Origin of the sequence: Rathayibacter sp. AY1B4, assembly GCF_002932815.1 — a bacterium.
GTDB lineage: Bacteria > Actinomycetota > Actinomycetes > Actinomycetales > Microbacteriaceae > Rathayibacter.
In genome coordinates, this window is record NZ_PSWN01000001.1 from 1 (window position 1) to 15,666 (window position 15,666).

A 15,666-nucleotide genomic window follows, 5' to 3' on the forward strand; every position below is an offset into this window, starting at 1 on the left:
CGCCCGCCCCTCCCGAACCGAAGGAAGACCCGCCCCCGTGAGCATCGAGATCAACAACGAGTCGAGCGTCCCCGTCGACGAGGCCGCCCTGCTGCGCCTCGCCGGCTACGCGCTCGACTCGCTCCACGTGCACCCCGACGCCGAGCTCGCGATCGTGCTGGTCGACGAGGGCGCGATGGAGCAGCTGCACGTGCAGTGGATGGACGAGCCGGGGCCGACCGACGTGCTCAGCTTCCCGATGGACGAGCTGCGTCCCGGGACCGAGGACGAGCAGACCCCCGCCGGGCTCCTCGGCGACATCGTGCTCTGCCCGCAGGTCGCGCAGTCCCAGGCCGAGTCGGCCGGCCACTCCGTGCTCGACGAGCTGCAGCTGCTGACCGCCCACGGGCTCCTGCACCTGCTCGGCTTCGATCACGCCGAGCCGGAGGAGGAGCGCGAGATGTTCGGCATCCAGCGCGACATCCTGGTCGGCTTCCACATCAGCGAGCGACGCCGCTAGAGCGCGCCGTGCCCACTCTCCAGCTCCTCATCGCCGCCCTCGCGCTCGTCGCCGTCGGCGGCTGGTTCGCCGCGACCGACGCCGCCCTCGGCGTCCTCTCGCGCAGCGACCTGCTCGACATGGCCCAGCACTCCCGCAGCGCCCGCGCTCTCCGCGCGATCGCGGGCGACATGAGCGCCCACGTCAACGTCGTCAACTTCTCGCGGATCGCGGCCGAGACGACGGCCGCGGTGTTCGTCACCACGGTGCTGGTCGTCGAGGTCCCGCAGCTCTGGCTCGCGCTCCTGCTGGCGGTCCTGATCATGGCGGCGGTCTCGTTCGTCCTGGTCGGCTCCAGCCCCCGCAGCGTCGGGCGCGCCAACGCCCGCGCGGTCCTGTCCACCAGCGCCTCGCTCGTGCACGTGCTCCGGCTCGCGCTGGGTCCGGTCGCGCACGGGCTCGTGGCCCTCGGCAACCGGGTGACCCCGGGAACCGGGCGCTCGGCGGGGTTCTCCTCCGAGGAGCAGCTGCTCAGCATGGTCGACGAGGCGACCGAGCAGGACGTGCTCGAGCAGGACGACCGCGAGCTGATCCACTCGATCTTCGAGTTCAACGACACCTTCGTCCGCGAGGTGATGGTGCCCCGCACCGACATGGTGACGATCGAGGCGACCTCCTCCGTCGGCGCCGGCATGGGGCTCCTGCTGAGCCGCGGCATCTCCCGGCTCCCCGTCATCGGCGACGGCGTCGACGACGTCCTCGGCGTGCTCTACCTGCGCGACGTGGCCCGGCACACCTACGAGCGGCCGGACGACGACGACACGGTCGCCGATCTCGCGCGCCCCGCGCTGTTCGTGCCCGAGTCGAAGAAGGCCGACGAGCTGCTCCGCCAGATGCAGCTCGAGTCCAACCACCTCGCGATGGTGGTCGACGAGTACGGCGGCATCGCGGGCCTGGTGACGCTGGAGGACCTGATCGAGGAGCTCGTCGGCGACATCTCCGACGAGTACGACCGCGAGGTCGACCTCTTCGAGGAGACGGCGCCCGGGGTCTACCGCGTCTCGGCGCGCCTGCCGGTGGACGAGCTCGGCGAGCTGTTCGAGCTCGACCTCGAGGACGACGACGTCGACTCGGTCGGCGGACTGCTGACCAAGGCCTACGGGCGCCTCCCCGAGCGCGGCGCGACGGCGCGGATCGGCGGAGTGCTGCTCGAGGCCGAGCAGGCGGACCCTCGCCGTGGGACCATCTCCACGGTGATCGTCCGCCGCGATCCCGATCTGGACACCGCCGGCGAGCCCGGCACCGGCCCCGTCGCGATCATCGCGGACGGCGGCACCACCACCCCCAGCCCGAGCACGGCTCCCACCCGCGGAGCCACGGGCGATCAGCACGAGGACGCACGATGACCGACACCACTCCCGCCGCCGCTCCCTACCGGGCGGGCTTCGTGTCCTTCGTCGGCCGCCCGAACGTGGGCAAGTCGACGCTCACGAACGCCCTCGTCGGCGAGAAGATCGCCATCACGAGCTCGAAGCCCCAGACCACGCGGCGCGCTATCCGCGGAGTGGTGCACCGCACCGACGGCCAGCTGATCGTCGTCGATACCCCCGGCATCCACCGGCCGCGCACGCTCCTCGGCGAGCGGCTGAACTCGCTCGTCACCTCGACCCTCGGCGACGTCGACGTGATCGGGATGCTGTTCCCGGCGGACGAGCCGATCGGCCCGGGAGACCGCTTCATCAACGAGCAGCTCGACTCCTTCCCGCGCGCCCGGAAGGTCGCGATCGTCTCGAAGGTCGACCTCTCCTCGAAGAAGTCCGTGGCGAAGCAGCTGCTCGCCGTCTCGGAGCTGCGCGAGTGGGACACGATCGTGCCGATCTCGGCCGTGACCGAGGAGCAGCTGGACGTCCTGGCCGTCGAGCTCCTGCGCCTGATGCCGGTCTCGCCCGCCCTCTACCCGGAGGAGGCGGTGACCGACGAGGACCTGTCCTCGCGGATCGCCGAGTTCATCCGCGAGGCCGCCCTCGAGGGCGTCTCGGACGAGCTGCCGCACTCCCTCGCCGTGACGCTCGACGACATGGTCGAGCGCGAGGACGGCTCGCTGATCGACATCTACGCCAACGTCTTCGTGGAGCGCGACAGTCAGAAGGGCATCATCATCGGCAAGGGCGGCCAGCGCCTGCGCGAGGTGGGAGCCGTCTCCCGCGAGCAGATCGAGCGTCTGCTGGGCCGCCGCGTGTTCCTCTCCATCCGGGTGAAGGTCGCCAAGGAGTGGCAGCGCGACCCGAAGCTGCTGGGGCGCCTGGGCTTCTGACGCCGGAGGACGACCGCGGTCACCCTCCAGGACGACGCCCCCGGGCGCGCGGACCCGTAGCGTGGTCCTCATGCGCGCCCTCCTCGACCGACCGGCGGCCCTGCCGATCGCCGGGGCGCTGCTCGCCGCCCTCCATCTGCTGCTCGGGCTCACCGGGGTCACTCCGACCGAGCGGATCGCCGGCGGCCTCGTGCTCGCGCTGGCCCTCGCCGTCGCGGGATTCCTGCCCGCGCTCGCCCCCTCGCTCGTCGCGGTCGGCGCGCTCGCCGACGGAGGCGTCCTGCTCGGCGGCGTCCCCGTCGACGGGGTGCTCGTCGGCCTGGTCGTCCTCTGGCAGACGACCCGCCGGGTGGGCCCCTGGACCCGTGCCCTGGCGCTCGCGGGCGGCCTGATCCTCGCCGGGATCGGCGGCGTCACCGTCGCGCTCGGCCTCTCCGGCCCGCTCGATCCGTCCGGGCTCCCGGCGCGCGTGGAGTTCGTGGTCCTCGCCCTGGTCGCCCTCGCGGTCGCCTCCGTGCTCGGTGCGGCGAAGGTCCTCGTGTACCTCAACGCGCTGCGGGCGCCGGTCCTCGCGGGCGATCGGATCGACGCGCTGCTGACCCGGGTCGCCGGGCCGCAGGACCCCTTCGCGGTGGGGGTCGCCGGTGGTCAGGCGCTGGTGCTCCTCCTCGTCGCCGGCCTCCCGTTCGCCGGGGTGGACGGCGCGATGCAGCTGCTGGTCGCGGGCGTGCTCGCGGTCGCGCTGGTACTGCACCGGCGGTCACCGGTCCTCGCCCTCTCGATCGCCTGGGCCGGTGCCGCCCTGCAGATGAGCGCGAGCCTCACTCCCGGACCGGCGGATCTGGCCATCCTGGCCGTCCTCTTCGGCGCCGGCGCGTCGGAGTCGCGACGGGTGCGGATCGCGGGCGCGGTGTCGGCCGTCCTCGGCGCCGTGGTCGCCGTGGTCTACCTCGTCCTCGTCTTCGACCTCGTCGCGAGCGCCTACGACGGCCTGCTGTCGGCCGGAGCCACCTTCGGCGGGATCCTCGCGACGCTCGGCCTCTCCTGGACCATCGGCCTGCTCTCGCGGGCGGTCCGCCGGGCCCGGGAGGGCCAGACCCTGCGCGCGCAGGCCGAGCAGGAGCGCGCCCGAGCGCAGCGCGAGCTCGACACCGTGGAGGAGCGCAACCGGATCGCCCGCGACATGCACGACGTCGTCGCCCACTCCCTCGCCGTGGTGATCGCGCAGGCCGACGGCGCGCGCTACCTCGGCGCCACCAGCCCCGAGCAGACCGACGCCGCGCTGCTGACCATCTCCTCCGTCGCCCGGGACGCCCTCGGCGACGTGCGCGTGCTCCTCGCCCAGCTGCGGCACTCGCAGAGCGACGGCCCGCAGCCCGGCGCCCGCGACCTGCCGGCCCTCCTCGACAGCGTGGGCGGAGCCGGAGCCCCCGTCCGCGCCGAGCTCGCCGTCGACCTGGAGGCGGTGCCGCGCGCCGTCGGTCTGGCCCTGTACCGCATCGCCCAGGAGGCGACCACGAACGCTCTCCGCCACGGCCGCCCGGGCTCGCCGCTCGACATCGCCCTGCGCCAGGATGGCGGCGAGCTCGCCCTGACCGTGCGCAACGCCCGGTGCGCCGACGTCGAGCGCGACTCCCTGCCGGGCGAGGGCCACGGCCTGGTCGGCATGCGCGAGCGCGCCGCGCTCGTCGGGGGAGTGCTCGCCGCCGGCCCGGTCGGGGACGACTTCGTCGTCGACGCGCGCCTGCCCTCCTCCCCGTCCCTCGCCCGCACCGCCCCACCCCTCGCCTCCGGAGGCAGCCCCGCATGACCGACACCATCCGCCTCGTCCTCGTCGACGACCAGGCCCTCTTCCGCGCCGGCATCCGCATGCTGCTCGGCTCGCAGCCCGACCTCGAGGTGGTCGGCGAGGCCTCGGACGGGGCGGAGGGTGCGGAGCTGGTCGCGCGGCTGGCCCCCGACGTCGTGCTGATGGACATCCGGATGCCGGGCGTCGACGGGATCGAGTCGACCCGGCGGATCCTCGCGGACGCGCAGGAGCGGCGGGTCGAGCCTCCGCGCATCCTCGTGCTGACCACCTTCGACCTCGACGAGGCCGCCGCGCGCGCCATCCGGGCGGGCGCGAGCGGCTTCCTCCTGAAGGACACGGAGCCCGGCTTCCTCCTCGCCTCCGTCCGCACCGTGCACGCGGGGACCGCCGTGGTCGCCGCCTCCGCGACCCGCGAGCTCTTCGAGCACTTCGGAGCGGCGGGCAGCGGACGCGAGACCCCGCCCGCCTTCGCGACCCTCACCGACCGCGAGCGCGAGATCTTCCACCTGGCCGCGCGGGGGATGAGCAACACCGAGATCGCGCGCGCCGAGTTCCTGAGCGAGGCGACGGTGAAGACGCACATCAGCCGCACCCTCGGCAAGCTCGGCCTGCGCGACCGCGTGCAGCTGGTGGTCTACGCCTACGAGAACGGCCTGGTCTCCTAGCGCGGGACGCCGGGGTGACGCGCCGCGGGGGCGGTGCTACCCTGACCGGGTGCGCTTCGGACAGCTCCTCCTTCTCCGCCGCGACGAGATCTGATCCTCAGGCCATCCTCGTCGCGGAGTCCGTCGTCGGCTGAACCATCCCTCGCCCGCGAGGTCGATCCGCATCCGGATCCCCGCGAGACCGCCCGACCGGCACCGCCCACCAGCGGAGCCGCACGCGAGCGGGATCGGTCACGAGCGAGAACAGACACGTGCGCACCACTGCGCCGGGAGAGCACCTCATGCTGAACAACCAGAAGCCGTCGCCCATGCCGATCGGCAAGTACCGTCCCTTCCACGAGCTGATCGCCGTGGACCTGCCCGACCGCACCTGGCCGTCGAAGCGCATCACGACCGCGCCCCGCTGGTGCGCCGTGGACCTCCGCGACGGCAACCAGGCGCTCATCGACCCGATGAGCCCCGAGCGCAAGCGCATCATGTTCGATCTGCTGGTCCGGATGGGCTACAAGGAGATCGAGGTCGGATTCCCGAGCGCGAGCCAGACCGATTTCGACTTCGTGCGCAGCCTCATCGAGGAGGGCGCGATCCCCGAGGACGTCACCATCCAGGTGCTGACCCAGGCCCGCGACCACCTGATCGAGCGCACCTACGAGTCGATCCGCGGCGCGCGCCAGGCGATCGTGCACCTCTACAACTCCACGAGCGTGCTGCAGCGCGAGGTCGTGTTCCGCAAGGACCGTCAGGGCATCATCGACATCGCGCTGGCCGGCGCCCGCAAGTGCCGCGAGATGGAGTCGACCGTCCCCGGCACGGCCGTCTACTACGAGTACTCGCCCGAGAGCTACACCGGCACCGAGCTCGACTTCGCCCGCGAGATCTGCGACCGGGTCGTCGAGGTCTTCGAGCCGACTCCCGAGCGCAAGGTCATCCTGAACCTGCCCGCCACCGTCGAGATGGCCACCCCGAACGTCTACGCAGACTCGATCGAGTGGATGAGCCGCAACCTCGCGCAGCGCGAGAACATCGTGCTGTCGCTGCACCCCCACAACGACCGCGGCACGGCCGTGGCGGCGGCCGAGCTGGGCTACCTGGCCGGTGCCGACCGGATCGAGGGCTGCCTCTTCGGCAACGGCGAGCGCACCGGCAACGTCGATCTGGTCGCGCTGGGCGTGAACCTGTTCACCCAGGGGATCGACCCGCAGATCGACTTCAGCGACATGGACGGCATCAAGCGCACCGCCGAGTACTGCAACCAGCTGCCCGTGCCCGAGCGCAGCCCCTGGGCGGGCGACCTGGTCTTCACCGCCTTCAGCGGCTCGCACCAGGACGCCATCAAGAAGGGCTTCGAGGCGATGCAGGCCGAGGCCGAGCGGACCGGCCGAAGCGTCGACGAGCTCACCTGGGCCGTGCCCTACCTGCCGGTGGACCCGAAGGACCTGGGCCGCTCCTACGAGGCGGTCATCCGCGTCAACTCGCAGTCCGGCAAGGGCGGAGTCGCGTACCTGCTGAAGACGGACCACGCGCTCGACCTGCCGCGCCGGCTGCAGATCGAGTTCTCGGGCGTCGTGCAGGCCAAGACCGACGCCGAGGGCGGCGAGGTCACGAGCGAGCAGATCTGGACGGTGTTCCAGGACGAGTACCTGCCGGCGCCCGCCGAGCGCGCCGACGAGAAGTGGGGCCGCTTCGAGCTGCTGCGCACGAACACGTCGAGCGATCTGGGCGGCAGCATCGCGCTGGACGCGGTCCTCCGGGTGGGCGACGAGCGCGTCTCGGCCAGCTCGCGGGGCAACGGCCCGATCAACGCCTTCGAGGCCGTGCTGGAGCAGCAGGGCGTCGAGGTCCGGGTCCTCGACTACGTCGAGCACGCGCTCAGCGCCGGCGGCGACGCGCTGGCCGCCTCGTACGTCGAGTGCACGGTGAACGGCCGCACCCTGTGGGGCGTGGGCGTGGACGCCGACATCTCGACCGCCTCCCTCAAGGCCATCGTCTCGGCCGTCAACCGCGCCCTGCGCGAGGAGGTCCCGGTCCGCGAGCTGGCCGGCGCCTCCGCCTGATCGGGCCCGATCCCCGCCGTGGGAGCCGTGATGCGTCGCGGCTCCCACGGCATTCCCGTGCGCGGACCGCGCGGGACTCCGCTCCCTGCGTCCGGGTCGGCCGCCGCTAGGTCCGGCGGCGCCAGCGCAGGCGCGGCACCCCGCTGAGCGCGCGCTGTTCGGGCAGGCTCCAGCCGTAGCGGACCGCGAGCAGCCGGATGACCGTGGTCACGCCCACCGCGAGCGGCGCGGCGAAGTCGATCGTCACTCCGAAGCGCAGCGCGAGGACCAGGACGCCGGTGCCCACCGAGGCGGCGACCGCATAGAGCGAGCCGACGTGCATCAGCGCGATCGGCCGGTTCAGCAGGATGTCTCGGACGACGGATCCGCCGACGGCCGAGACGGTGCCGACGAACACGGCCGGCACCTCCGGCACGCCGAGCGACAGGGCCTTCGTGGTGCCGATCGCGCCGAAGAGCCCGAGGGTCAGCGCGTCGAGGGCGGTGATCGTCCCGTCGACCCGGTTCAGCAGGTGCTGGAGCAGCATCCCGAGCAGGGAGGCGGTCACCGCGACGATCAGGTACGCGTCGGTGTGCAGGGCCACCAGAGGCGTCTGGAGCAGCAGATCGCGGAGCACGCCGCCGCCGAGGCCGGTGGCCGTGCCGATGATCGTGACGCCGAGCAGGTCGATCCGGCGGTCGCGGAACTCGCCCGCGAACATCGCGCCCTGGAGGCAGCCGATGGCGATCGCGAGCAGGTCGGCCCAGGCCGGGATCTCGAAGAGGGAGGCTGCCACCCGGACATCGTTCCACGGCGCGGGCCCTGCTCCGGCCGGGCTGCCAGCCGGGTGTCGGGGGTCGGGGGGATAATCGGAGGATGCCCACCTATCGCGACGAAGCCGTGGTGCTCCGCACGCACAAGCTGGGCGAGGCCGACCGCATCGTGACGCTGCTCTCGCGCAGCCACGGCAAGATCCGCGCGGTGGCGAAGGGCGTGCGCAAGACCGGCTCCAAGTTCGGCTCGCGGCTCGAGCCGTTCATGGTCGCCGACCTCCAGCTCTACGAGGGCCGGAGCCTCGACATCGTCACGCAGGCCGAGTCGCTCGGCGCCTACGGTGCGCTGATCGCGGCCGACTACGACAGCTACACGGCGGCGAGCGCGATGGTCGAGACGGCGGACCGCCTCACTGACGCGGACGCCTCCCTGCAGCAGTACCTGCTGCTCGTCGGGGCCCTGCGCTCGCTCTCGAAGCACGAGCACGAGCCGGTGCTGACGCTCGACTCCTACCTCCTGCGGGCGCTCTCGATCGCGGGCTGGGCGCCCAGCTTCGAGGACTGCGCGCGCTGCGGCGCCCCCGGGCCCCACGGCGCGGTCGTGGTGCAGCTCGGAGGCGTCGTCTGCGCCGACTGCACGCCGCCCGGCGCACCGCGGGTCGCTCCGGAGGTCGTGGTCCTGCTGGGCGCACTGCTTACAGGAGACTGGGCCCATGCCGAGACCACCGAGCCGACCACGCGGTCGCGGGCGAGCGGAGTGGTCGCCGCCTACACGCAGTTCCATCTCGAACGCGGTCTGAGATCCCTGGAGCACGTCACCCGATGAAGCCCTTCACCCACAAGGACGCCGAGCCGTACCGCCCCCTCGACTGGACCGGGATCCACCCGCCCGCGATCCCGCGGAAGGCCGTTCCGGGGCACGTCGCCATAGTGATGGACGGGAACGGCCGCTGGGCGAACTCCCGCGGCCTGACGAGGATCGAGGGGCACAAGCGCGGCGAGACGGCGCTGCTGGACGTCGTGGCCGGAGCGATCCAGATCGGCGTGAAGCACCTCAGCGTCTACGCGTTCTCGACCGAGAACTGGAAGCGCTCGCCCGAGGAGGTGCGCTTCCTGATGGGCTTCAACCGCGACGTGCTGCACCGCCGGCGCGATCAGCTCAACGAGTGGGGCGTGCGCATCCGCTGGGCCGGCCGGAAGCCGCGCCTGTGGGCGTCGGTGATCAACGAGCTGCAGTTCGCCGAGCGGATGACCGCGGACAACGACGTGCTCACCCTCACCATGTGCGTCAACTACGGCGGGCGCACCGAGATCGCCGACGCGGTGCAGCGGCTCGCCGCCGAGGTCCAGGCGGGGCGGCTCAAGCCCTCCGGCATCTCCGAGAAGACCATCGCCAAGGCGCTCTACGTGCCCGAGATGCCGGACGTCGACCTCTTCGTGCGCTCCTCCGGCGAGCAGCGCACCAGCAACTTCCTGCTCTGGCAGAGCGCCTACGCCGAGATGGTGTTCCTCGACCGGCTCTGGCCGGACTTCACGCGGACCGACCTCTGGGACGCGATCGAGCACTACTCCGGCCGCTCCCGTCGCTTCGGCGGCGCGGTCGACGTGCCGGGGGCCTCCTCGTGATCCGGGCCGGGATCGTCGGCTTCGGGCTCGCCGGCAGCGTCTTCCACGGTCCGTTCCTCGCGGCGGATCCCGCTTTCGAGGTCGTCGCCGTCTCCACCCGCGACGCCGGTCGGAGGGCCGCGGCCTCCGCCGCGCATCCGGAGGCCCGGATCGTGCCCGACCTCGACGCGGTGCTCGCCGAGCGGCCGGAGCTGGTCGTGCTCGCCTCGCCACCGTCGGTGCACCGGGAGCAGGCCGTCCGGGTGCTCGAGGCCGGAGTCGCCGTCGTGATCGACAAGCCCTTCGCACCGAGCACGGCCGACGCGGACGCGATCATCGCCGCCTCCGAGCGGAGCGGTGCGCCCGTCTTCGTCTTCCAGAACCGGCGCTGGGACGCCGATCTGCTCACCCTCCGCCGCCTCCTGGGCGAAGGGGTCCTCGGCGAGGTCCTCCGCTTCGAGTCGACCTTCGAGCGCTGGAGCGCGCCGAAGACGGGCAGGTGGCAGAGCGAGACGGTTTCGGCCGAGGGTGGCGGGATCCTCTTCGATCTCGGCAGCCACCTGGTCGACCAGGCGCTGCTGCTGTTCGGCCCGGCGGTCGTCACGGCGGCCGAGACCCGGACCGTCCACGAGGGCTCGGCGAGCGAGGACGACGCGTTCGTCTCGCTCCTGCATCACAGCGGCGTCCGCTCCCACCTCACCATGAGCCGCGTCGCCCGGGCGACCGGCCCCCGCTTCCGCGTGCTCGGCACCCGCGCCGCCTTCAGCGTCGACGGTCTGGATCCGCAGGAGACCGCGCTCCGCACCGGCGGCGCCCGACCGGACGACGACGGCTTCGGCGAGGTCGCGCCGGAGGGATGGGGCGTCCTCGTCAACGACTCCGGCGCACACCCCGTGCCGAGTGAGCGGGGACGCTACGCCGCGTTCCTCGAGCAGGTCGCGCGGTCGCTCCTGGACGGCGCTCCCTCGCCGGTCGACGTCCGCGAGGCCCGCGAGGTCGTCGCCGTGCTCGAGCAGGCGCACGCCCTCGCCGCCCGCTGACCGGGCCCGCCGCCGACGCGCCCGGTCGCTCCCCGGTCTTGGCGATCCGGCTCCGGAGCGTCATCCTCGAGAGGTGAGCACCGCACTGCCGAACTCCGCCGACCTGCGCGCGCGCTTCGCCGGTGCCCGCGGCTACCACAACGCCTGCACCCTCGGCCTGCCGCCGCGGGAGACCGTCGAGGCGCTGCGGGCGGACCTCGACGGCTGGTCGTCCGGGGAGAGCACGGCCGCCGCCTACGGCGCTGTCGCCGAGCGCGCGCGTGCCTCGTTCGCCGCGATCGCCGGCGTCCCGGTCTACCGGGTCGCGATCGGCTCGCAGACCTCCGCCATGGCCGCCGTGCTCGCCGCCTCGCTGCCCGACGGGGCCCGCGTGCTCTGCGTGGACGGCGACTTCTCCTCCATCGTGTTCCCCTTCCTCGCCCAGGCGCACCGCGGAGTGACCGTGCGCTCCGTCGCGCTCGAGGCGCTGGCCGACTCCGTCGACGACGGGGACGACCTCGTCGTCTTCTCCGCCGTGCAGTCCAGCAGCGGAGCGCTCGCCGATCTCGACGCCGTCCTCGAGGCGGCCGCGCGCCACGGAGTGCGGACCGCGTGCGACCTCACGCAGGCGGCCGGCGTCCTGCCGGTCGACGCCTCCCGCTTCGACGCGACCCTCACCCACGCCTACAAGTGGCTGTGCTCGCCGCGCGGAGTGGCGTTCCTCACGGTGTCGCCCGCCTACGCGGCCGAGCTCGTCCCCGTGCAGGCGGGCTGGTACTCGGGGGAGGACGTGTGGTCGTCCTGCTACGGACCGGCCATGCACCTGGCTGAGAACGCCCGCCGCTTCGACGTCTCGCCGGCCTGGCAGGCGTTCGCCGGCGCCGAGGCGTCGCTCGCTCTGTTCCGCTCGCTCGACCTCGACGCGGTCTGGGCGCACGCCTCCGGCCTCGGCGACCTGCTGTGCGAGCGGCTGGACCGGGAGCCTCAGCACCGGGCGCTGGTGTCCTGGCCGGACGAGGGGGGAGCGGACCTGGAGCTGCTGCAGGCCGCGGGTCTGCGCGTCTCGGGCCGCGGCGGCCGGCTCCGCATCGCCTTCCACCTCTGGAACGATGAGTCCGACGTGGACGAGCTCGTCCGCGTGCTGCGGGAATAGCGGGGCGCCCCCTCCGTTGTCCTGGGGGTGAGTGCTGAGCCGAGCCCCCTGTCCGTCGACGTCTGGTCCGATATCGCCTGCCCCTGGTGCTACATCGGGAAGCGCCGGTTCGAGCGCGGGCTCGAGGCGTTCCGCGCCGCGCACCCCGAGGCTCCGGAGGTCGTCGTGGAGTACCGCAGCTTCGAGCTCTCGCCGGACACGCCGGAGGACTACCGCGGGGGAGAGGCGGCGTTCCTCGCCGAGCACAAGGGCATCCCGGAGGCGCAGGCGCAGCAGATGCTCGACGCCGTCACGGAGATCGCGGCGAGTGTCGGCCTCGACTACCACTTCGAGTCGGTGCGCCACGTCAAGACGGTCACCGCCCACCAGGCGCTCCACCACGCCAAGGAGAACGGACTGCAGCTCGAGCTCGTCGAGCGTCTCCTGAGCGCGTACTTCGTCGAGGGCCGCGACCTGGCCGATCCGGAAGTGCTCGCCTCGCTCGCCGGCGAGGTCGGGCTCGACCCGGCGGAGACGCGCCGCGCTCTCGAGGACCGGCGCTACCTCGGGCGGGTGCAGTCCGACATCGCCCAGGCCCGCGAGTACGGGATCTCGGGGGTGCCGTTCTTCGTCCTCGACGGGCGCTTCGGCGTCTCCGGCGCCCAGGAGCCGGCGGCGTTCACCGAGGTCCTCGAGCACGTGCTGGAGCAGCGGGCGGCCGTCGCGTGAGCGGGCCGTTCGAGATGCTCGGCGACTCCGGCGGGCCGCTGTGCGAGGACGGCGTCTGCGCCGTGCCGCAGGCCGCGGAAGCGCAGGCCGAGGTGCCGCCGATCAGCGCGGAGGCTCCTCCACGGTGATGTCGGCCACGGTCGCGCCGTAGGCGGCCACGAGGGCGTCCGCGTCGACGAAGGCGCTGCGCCCGTCGGCGCCGGCTCCCATCGCCACGCGGCGGCCGAGGATCCGCTCGTCGGCGTAGACCGGCCAGGCCGTCGTGGAGCCGATCGGGGTGATGGTGCCGCGCCGGTAGCCGGTCGCCTCGAGGGCGGCCGTCTCGTCCGGGAGGCGGAGCTTGTTCACTCCGACCACCGCGCGCAGCTTCGGCCACGCGATCTGCCGCCCGCCGGGGACGAGGGCGAACAGGTAGCCGCCGTCGTGGCGCTTCACCACGAGCGACTTCACGATGTCGCCGGGCTCGATGCCCAGCAGCGCGGCCGCCTCGTGCAGGCTGCCGGCAGCGGGCCTCTCCACGATCTCGACCGCCAGGCCGCGGGCGGACGCGTCCGCCTCCAGCCGCTGCGAACCGTCCTCCACAGGTGTGCTCCCGTTCATCTCTCCACCTCTCCGCTCGTCACTCCGCCTTCCCCAACACAGGATCTGGGAGAATCGATACCGATGTCCTCCACTCTCACGGCCGCCCCGCCCGCGCGCACCGCGCCGGCGCTCCGGATCGGCCCCCTCGAACTCGACGCGCCGGTGGTGCTCGCCCCCATGGCGGGCATCACCAACACGGCGTTCCGCCGCCTCTGCCGCGAGTTCGGCAACGGCCTCTACGTGAGCGAGATGATCACCTCCCGCGCGCTCGTCGAGCGCACGCCGGAGTCGATGCGCCTCATCCGCCACCACCCCAGCGAGTCGGTGCGCTCGATCCAGCTCTACGGAGTGGACCCGGTCACCGTCGCCGAGGCGGTCACCATGCTCGTCGCCGAGGACCGGGCCGACCACATCGACCTCAACTTCGGCTGCCCCGTGCCCAAGGTCACCCGGAAGGGCGGGGGAGCGGCCCTGCCGTGGAAGCTCCCGCTGTTCCGGCAGATCGTCGAGGGCGCCGTGAAGGCGGCCGGCGACGTCCCGCTCACCGTCAAGATGCGCAAGGGCATCGACCCGGACCACCTCACCTACCTCGAGGCCGCCCGTGCCGCCGAGGGCGCCGGAGTCGCGTCGATCGCGCTGCACGCGCGCACCGCCTCCGAGTTCTACAGCGGGCACGCCGACTGGTCGGCGATCGCCACGCTCAAGGCGACGGTCACGAGCGTGCCCGTGCTGGGCAACGGCGACATCTGGTCGGCAGAGGACGCGCTGCGGATGATGGCCGAGACGGGCTGCGACGGAGTCGTCGTCGGTCGCGGCTGCCTCGGGCGCCCCTGGCTCTTCGGCGACCTCGCCGCCGCGTTCGCCGGCTCCGACGAGCGGTTCCGTCCCTCGCTCGGGCAGGTCGCCGAGGCGTTCCGCCGCCACGCGGAGCTGCTCGTCGACTTCTTCGAGAGCGAGGAGCGCGGCTGCCGCGACATCCGCAAGCACGTCGCCTGGTACTTCAAGGGCTACGCCGTCGGCGGCGACCTCCGCGCCCGCCTGGCCACGGTCGAGTCGCTCGCGCAGCTCGACGAGCTCCTGGCGACGCTCGACTGGACGCAGCCCTATCCGGGCGAGGCGGCCGAGGGGCAGCGGGGCCGCGCCGGCTCGCCCAAGGTCCCCTCCCTCCCGGACCGCTGGCTCGAGTCCCGCGAGCTCGACGCCGGGCAGCGCGACGCGGTCTCAGCCGCCGAGATCCACAACAGCGGTGGATGACCGCGCGCTCTGGGGGTACTCGCTCGTCGACACCGAGCGATTCCTGCCGGAGGACCACTCGACCCGCCGCTCCGACTTCGCCCGCGACCGCGCCCGGCTCTTCCACTCCAGCGCGCTCCGCCGCCTGGCCGCGAAGACCCAGGTGCTCAGCCCCACGGCGGGCGTCGACTTCGCGCGCAACCGCCTGACCCACTCGCTCGAGGTGGCGCAGATCGGCCGGGAGCTCGCCACGAGCCTCGACCTCGACCCCGACGTCGTCGACACGGCCTGCCTCGCGCACGACATCGGGCATCCGCCGTTCGGGCACAACGGCGAGCGCGCGCTCAACACCTGGGCCGAGGGGATCGGCGGCTTCGAGGGCAACGCGCAGACCTTCCGTCTGCTCACGCGGCTCGAGCCGAAGGTGTTCGGCGACGACGCCCGCCCCTACGGGCTGAACCTCACCCGCGCCAGCATCGACGCGAGCTGCAAGTACCCCTGGCCCGACACGCGCTCGGTCGCGGACCCGTCGGGGCGCGCCAAGTTCGGCTTCTACGCCGACGACGCCCCCGCGTTCGCCTGGATGCGCGAGGGCGCCCCCGAGGGGGTGCGCTGCATCGAGGCCGAGGTGATGGACCTCTCGGACGACATCGCCTACTCCGTGCACGACTTCGAGGACGCGGTGGTCTCCGGCTACATCGACGTCGAAGCACTCGGCTCCCGCGCCGACCACGAGGACCTCGTGCAGTCGATGCACTCCTGGGTCGGCGGGGAGGTCGGACACGACGAGCTCGTCGCCGCATTCGACCGTCTCGACTCGCTCGACGTGTGGGTCTCCTCCTGGGACGGCTCCCGCCGCGACCAGGCCCGGCTCAAGAACCTCACCAGCCAGCTCATCGGCCGCTTCGCCGCCGCCGCCACCGAGGCCACCCGCGAGGCGTACCAGCACCCCGACCTCGTCCGCTTCGGCGGCCACGTCGTCGTCCCCCGCGAGCAGCAGGCCGAGATCGCCGTGCTCAAGGGGATCGTCGCGACGTTCGTGATGTCGCGGAACACCCGCCAGCCCATCTACGCTCAGCAGCGCGAAGTCCTCACCCGCCTCGCCGACACCCTCCTCGACCGCGGCCCGGGAACCCTCGAGCCCGGCTTCGCCGAGGACTGGCACGCCGCCCCCGGCGACGACGCCCGCCGCCGCGTCGTCGTCGACCAGGTCGCCAACCTCACCGACCAGAGCGCCCTCGCCTGGTTCGAGAGGTTGTGCTGATGCGCTGAGCCGGGCGGCGCCCGGCTCAG

15 protein-coding genes are annotated in these 15,666 nt (G+C 72.8%); 13 read left to right on the forward strand and 2 right to left on the reverse strand.

The window, feature by feature from the left end:
* The first annotated feature begins 37 nt into the window (after positions 1-37).
* The 6 genes from ybeY to leuA all read left to right on the forward strand — a co-directional run bounded on the left by ybeY (position 38) and on the right by leuA (position 7,321).
* Complete coding sequence (ybeY, locus tag C5D66_RS00005) at positions 38-499, forward strand: rRNA maturation RNase YbeY (RefSeq protein ID WP_104223424.1); 462 nt, start codon at positions 38-40, stop codon at positions 497-499.
* A gap of 8 nt (positions 500-507) precedes the next feature.
* Positions 508-1,884 carry a hemolysin family protein gene (locus tag C5D66_RS00010; RefSeq protein WP_104223425.1) on the forward strand — a complete coding sequence of 459 codons (1,377 nt, stop codon included), beginning with the start codon at positions 508-510 and terminating at the stop codon, positions 1,882-1,884.
* Positions 1,881-2,792 (forward strand): GTPase Era, encoded by a 912-nt coding sequence (era, locus tag C5D66_RS00015; protein WP_104223426.1) that lies wholly within the window; start codon positions 1,881-1,883, stop codon positions 2,790-2,792. The genes C5D66_RS00010 and era overlap by 4 nt, the downstream gene beginning before the upstream one ends.
* Before the next feature lie 70 nt (positions 2,793-2,862).
* Positions 2,863-4,602 (forward strand): sensor histidine kinase, encoded by a 1,740-nt coding sequence (locus C5D66_RS00020; protein WP_146079305.1) that lies wholly within the window; start codon positions 2,863-2,865, stop codon positions 4,600-4,602.
* Positions 4,599-5,267 (forward strand): response regulator transcription factor, encoded by a 669-nt coding sequence (locus tag C5D66_RS00025; RefSeq protein WP_104234459.1) that lies wholly within the window; start codon positions 4,599-4,601, stop codon positions 5,265-5,267. Before C5D66_RS00020 ends, C5D66_RS00025 begins: the two co-directional genes overlap by 4 nt.
* 281 nt (positions 5,268-5,548) lie before the next feature.
* Positions 5,549-7,321 carry a 2-isopropylmalate synthase gene (leuA, locus tag C5D66_RS00030; RefSeq protein ID WP_104238221.1) on the forward strand — a complete coding sequence of 591 codons (1,773 nt, stop codon included), beginning with the start codon at positions 5,549-5,551 and terminating at the stop codon, positions 7,319-7,321.
* A 106-nt stretch (positions 7,322-7,427) separates the two neighbouring features.
* On the opposite strand, the gene C5D66_RS00035 is transcribed toward leuA, so the two are convergent.
* On the reverse strand, positions 7,428-8,096 hold the full coding sequence (locus C5D66_RS00035; RefSeq protein WP_104223430.1) for a trimeric intracellular cation channel family protein: 669 nt from the start codon (positions 8,094-8,096) through the stop codon (positions 7,428-7,430).
* An 80-nt stretch (positions 8,097-8,176) separates the two neighbouring features.
* Here C5D66_RS00035 and recO point away from each other — a divergent pair, with 80 nt between their 5' ends.
* The 5 genes from recO (at position 8,177) to C5D66_RS00060 (ending at position 12,558) form a co-directional block, all read left to right on the forward strand.
* Complete coding sequence (recO, locus tag C5D66_RS00040; protein ID WP_104223431.1) at positions 8,177-8,899, forward strand: DNA repair protein RecO; 723 nt, start codon at positions 8,177-8,179, stop codon at positions 8,897-8,899.
* On the forward strand, positions 8,896-9,699 hold the full coding sequence (locus C5D66_RS00045; RefSeq protein WP_104234456.1) for an isoprenyl transferase: 804 nt from the start codon (positions 8,896-8,898) through the stop codon (positions 9,697-9,699). The genes recO and C5D66_RS00045 overlap by 4 nt, the downstream gene beginning before the upstream one ends.
* Complete coding sequence (locus C5D66_RS00050) at positions 9,696-10,718, forward strand: Gfo/Idh/MocA family oxidoreductase (RefSeq protein WP_104255741.1); 1,023 nt, start codon at positions 9,696-9,698, stop codon at positions 10,716-10,718. Before C5D66_RS00045 ends, C5D66_RS00050 begins: the two co-directional genes overlap by 4 nt.
* Positions 10,719-10,791: 73 nt before the next feature.
* Entirely contained in the window at positions 10,792-11,850 is a 1,059-nt protein-coding gene (locus C5D66_RS00055; RefSeq protein WP_104255740.1) for an aminotransferase class V-fold PLP-dependent enzyme, read from the forward strand.
* A 27-nt stretch (positions 11,851-11,877) separates the two neighbouring features.
* Complete coding sequence (locus C5D66_RS00060) at positions 11,878-12,558, forward strand: DsbA family protein (RefSeq protein WP_104255739.1); 681 nt, start codon at positions 11,878-11,880, stop codon at positions 12,556-12,558.
* 102 nt (positions 12,559-12,660) lie between these two features.
* On the opposite strand, the gene C5D66_RS00065 is transcribed toward C5D66_RS00060, so the two are convergent.
* Positions 12,661-13,158, reverse strand: coding sequence for an aminoacyl-tRNA deacylase (locus C5D66_RS00065; protein WP_104223436.1), 498 nt, complete (start codon positions 13,156-13,158; stop codon positions 12,661-12,663).
* Between the two features lie 63 nt (positions 13,159-13,221).
* Here C5D66_RS00065 and dusB point away from each other — a divergent pair, with 63 nt between their 5' ends.
* Complete coding sequence (gene dusB / locus C5D66_RS00070) at positions 13,222-14,394, forward strand: tRNA dihydrouridine synthase DusB (protein ID WP_104226691.1); 1,173 nt, start codon at positions 13,222-13,224, stop codon at positions 14,392-14,394.
* On the forward strand, positions 14,387-15,637 hold the full coding sequence (locus tag C5D66_RS00075; protein WP_104238216.1) for a deoxyguanosinetriphosphate triphosphohydrolase: 1,251 nt from the start codon (positions 14,387-14,389) through the stop codon (positions 15,635-15,637). The genes dusB and C5D66_RS00075 overlap by 8 nt, the downstream gene beginning before the upstream one ends.
* The last annotated feature ends 29 nt before the right edge of the window (positions 15,638-15,666 follow it).

What these genes read in the sequence shown, in the direction of transcription:
- leuA (WP_104238221.1), top strand. Translation starts at nt 5,549, where the DNA reads ATGCTGAACAACCAGAAGCCGTCGCCCATGCCGATCGGCAAGTACCGT.
- C5D66_RS00020 (WP_146079305.1), top strand. Translation starts at nt 2,863, where the DNA reads ATGCGCGCCCTCCTCGACCGACCGGCGGCCCTGCCGATCGCCGGGGCG.
- era (WP_104223426.1), top strand. Translation starts at nt 1,881, where the DNA reads ATGACCGACACCACTCCCGCCGCCGCTCCCTACCGGGCGGGCTTCGTG.
- C5D66_RS00045 (WP_104234456.1), top strand. Translation starts at nt 8,896, where the DNA reads ATGAAGCCCTTCACCCACAAGGACGCCGAGCCGTACCGCCCCCTCGAC.
- dusB (WP_104226691.1), top strand. Translation starts at nt 13,222, where the DNA reads ATGTCCTCCACTCTCACGGCCGCCCCGCCCGCGCGCACCGCGCCGGCG.
- recO (WP_104223431.1), top strand. Translation starts at nt 8,177, where the DNA reads ATGCCCACCTATCGCGACGAAGCCGTGGTGCTCCGCACGCACAAGCTG.
- C5D66_RS00065 (WP_104223436.1), bottom strand. Translation starts at nt 13,158, where the DNA reads ATGAACGGGAGCACACCTGTGGAGGACGGTTCGCAGCGGCTGGAGGCG.
- C5D66_RS00025 (WP_104234459.1), top strand. Translation starts at nt 4,599, where the DNA reads ATGACCGACACCATCCGCCTCGTCCTCGTCGACGACCAGGCCCTCTTC.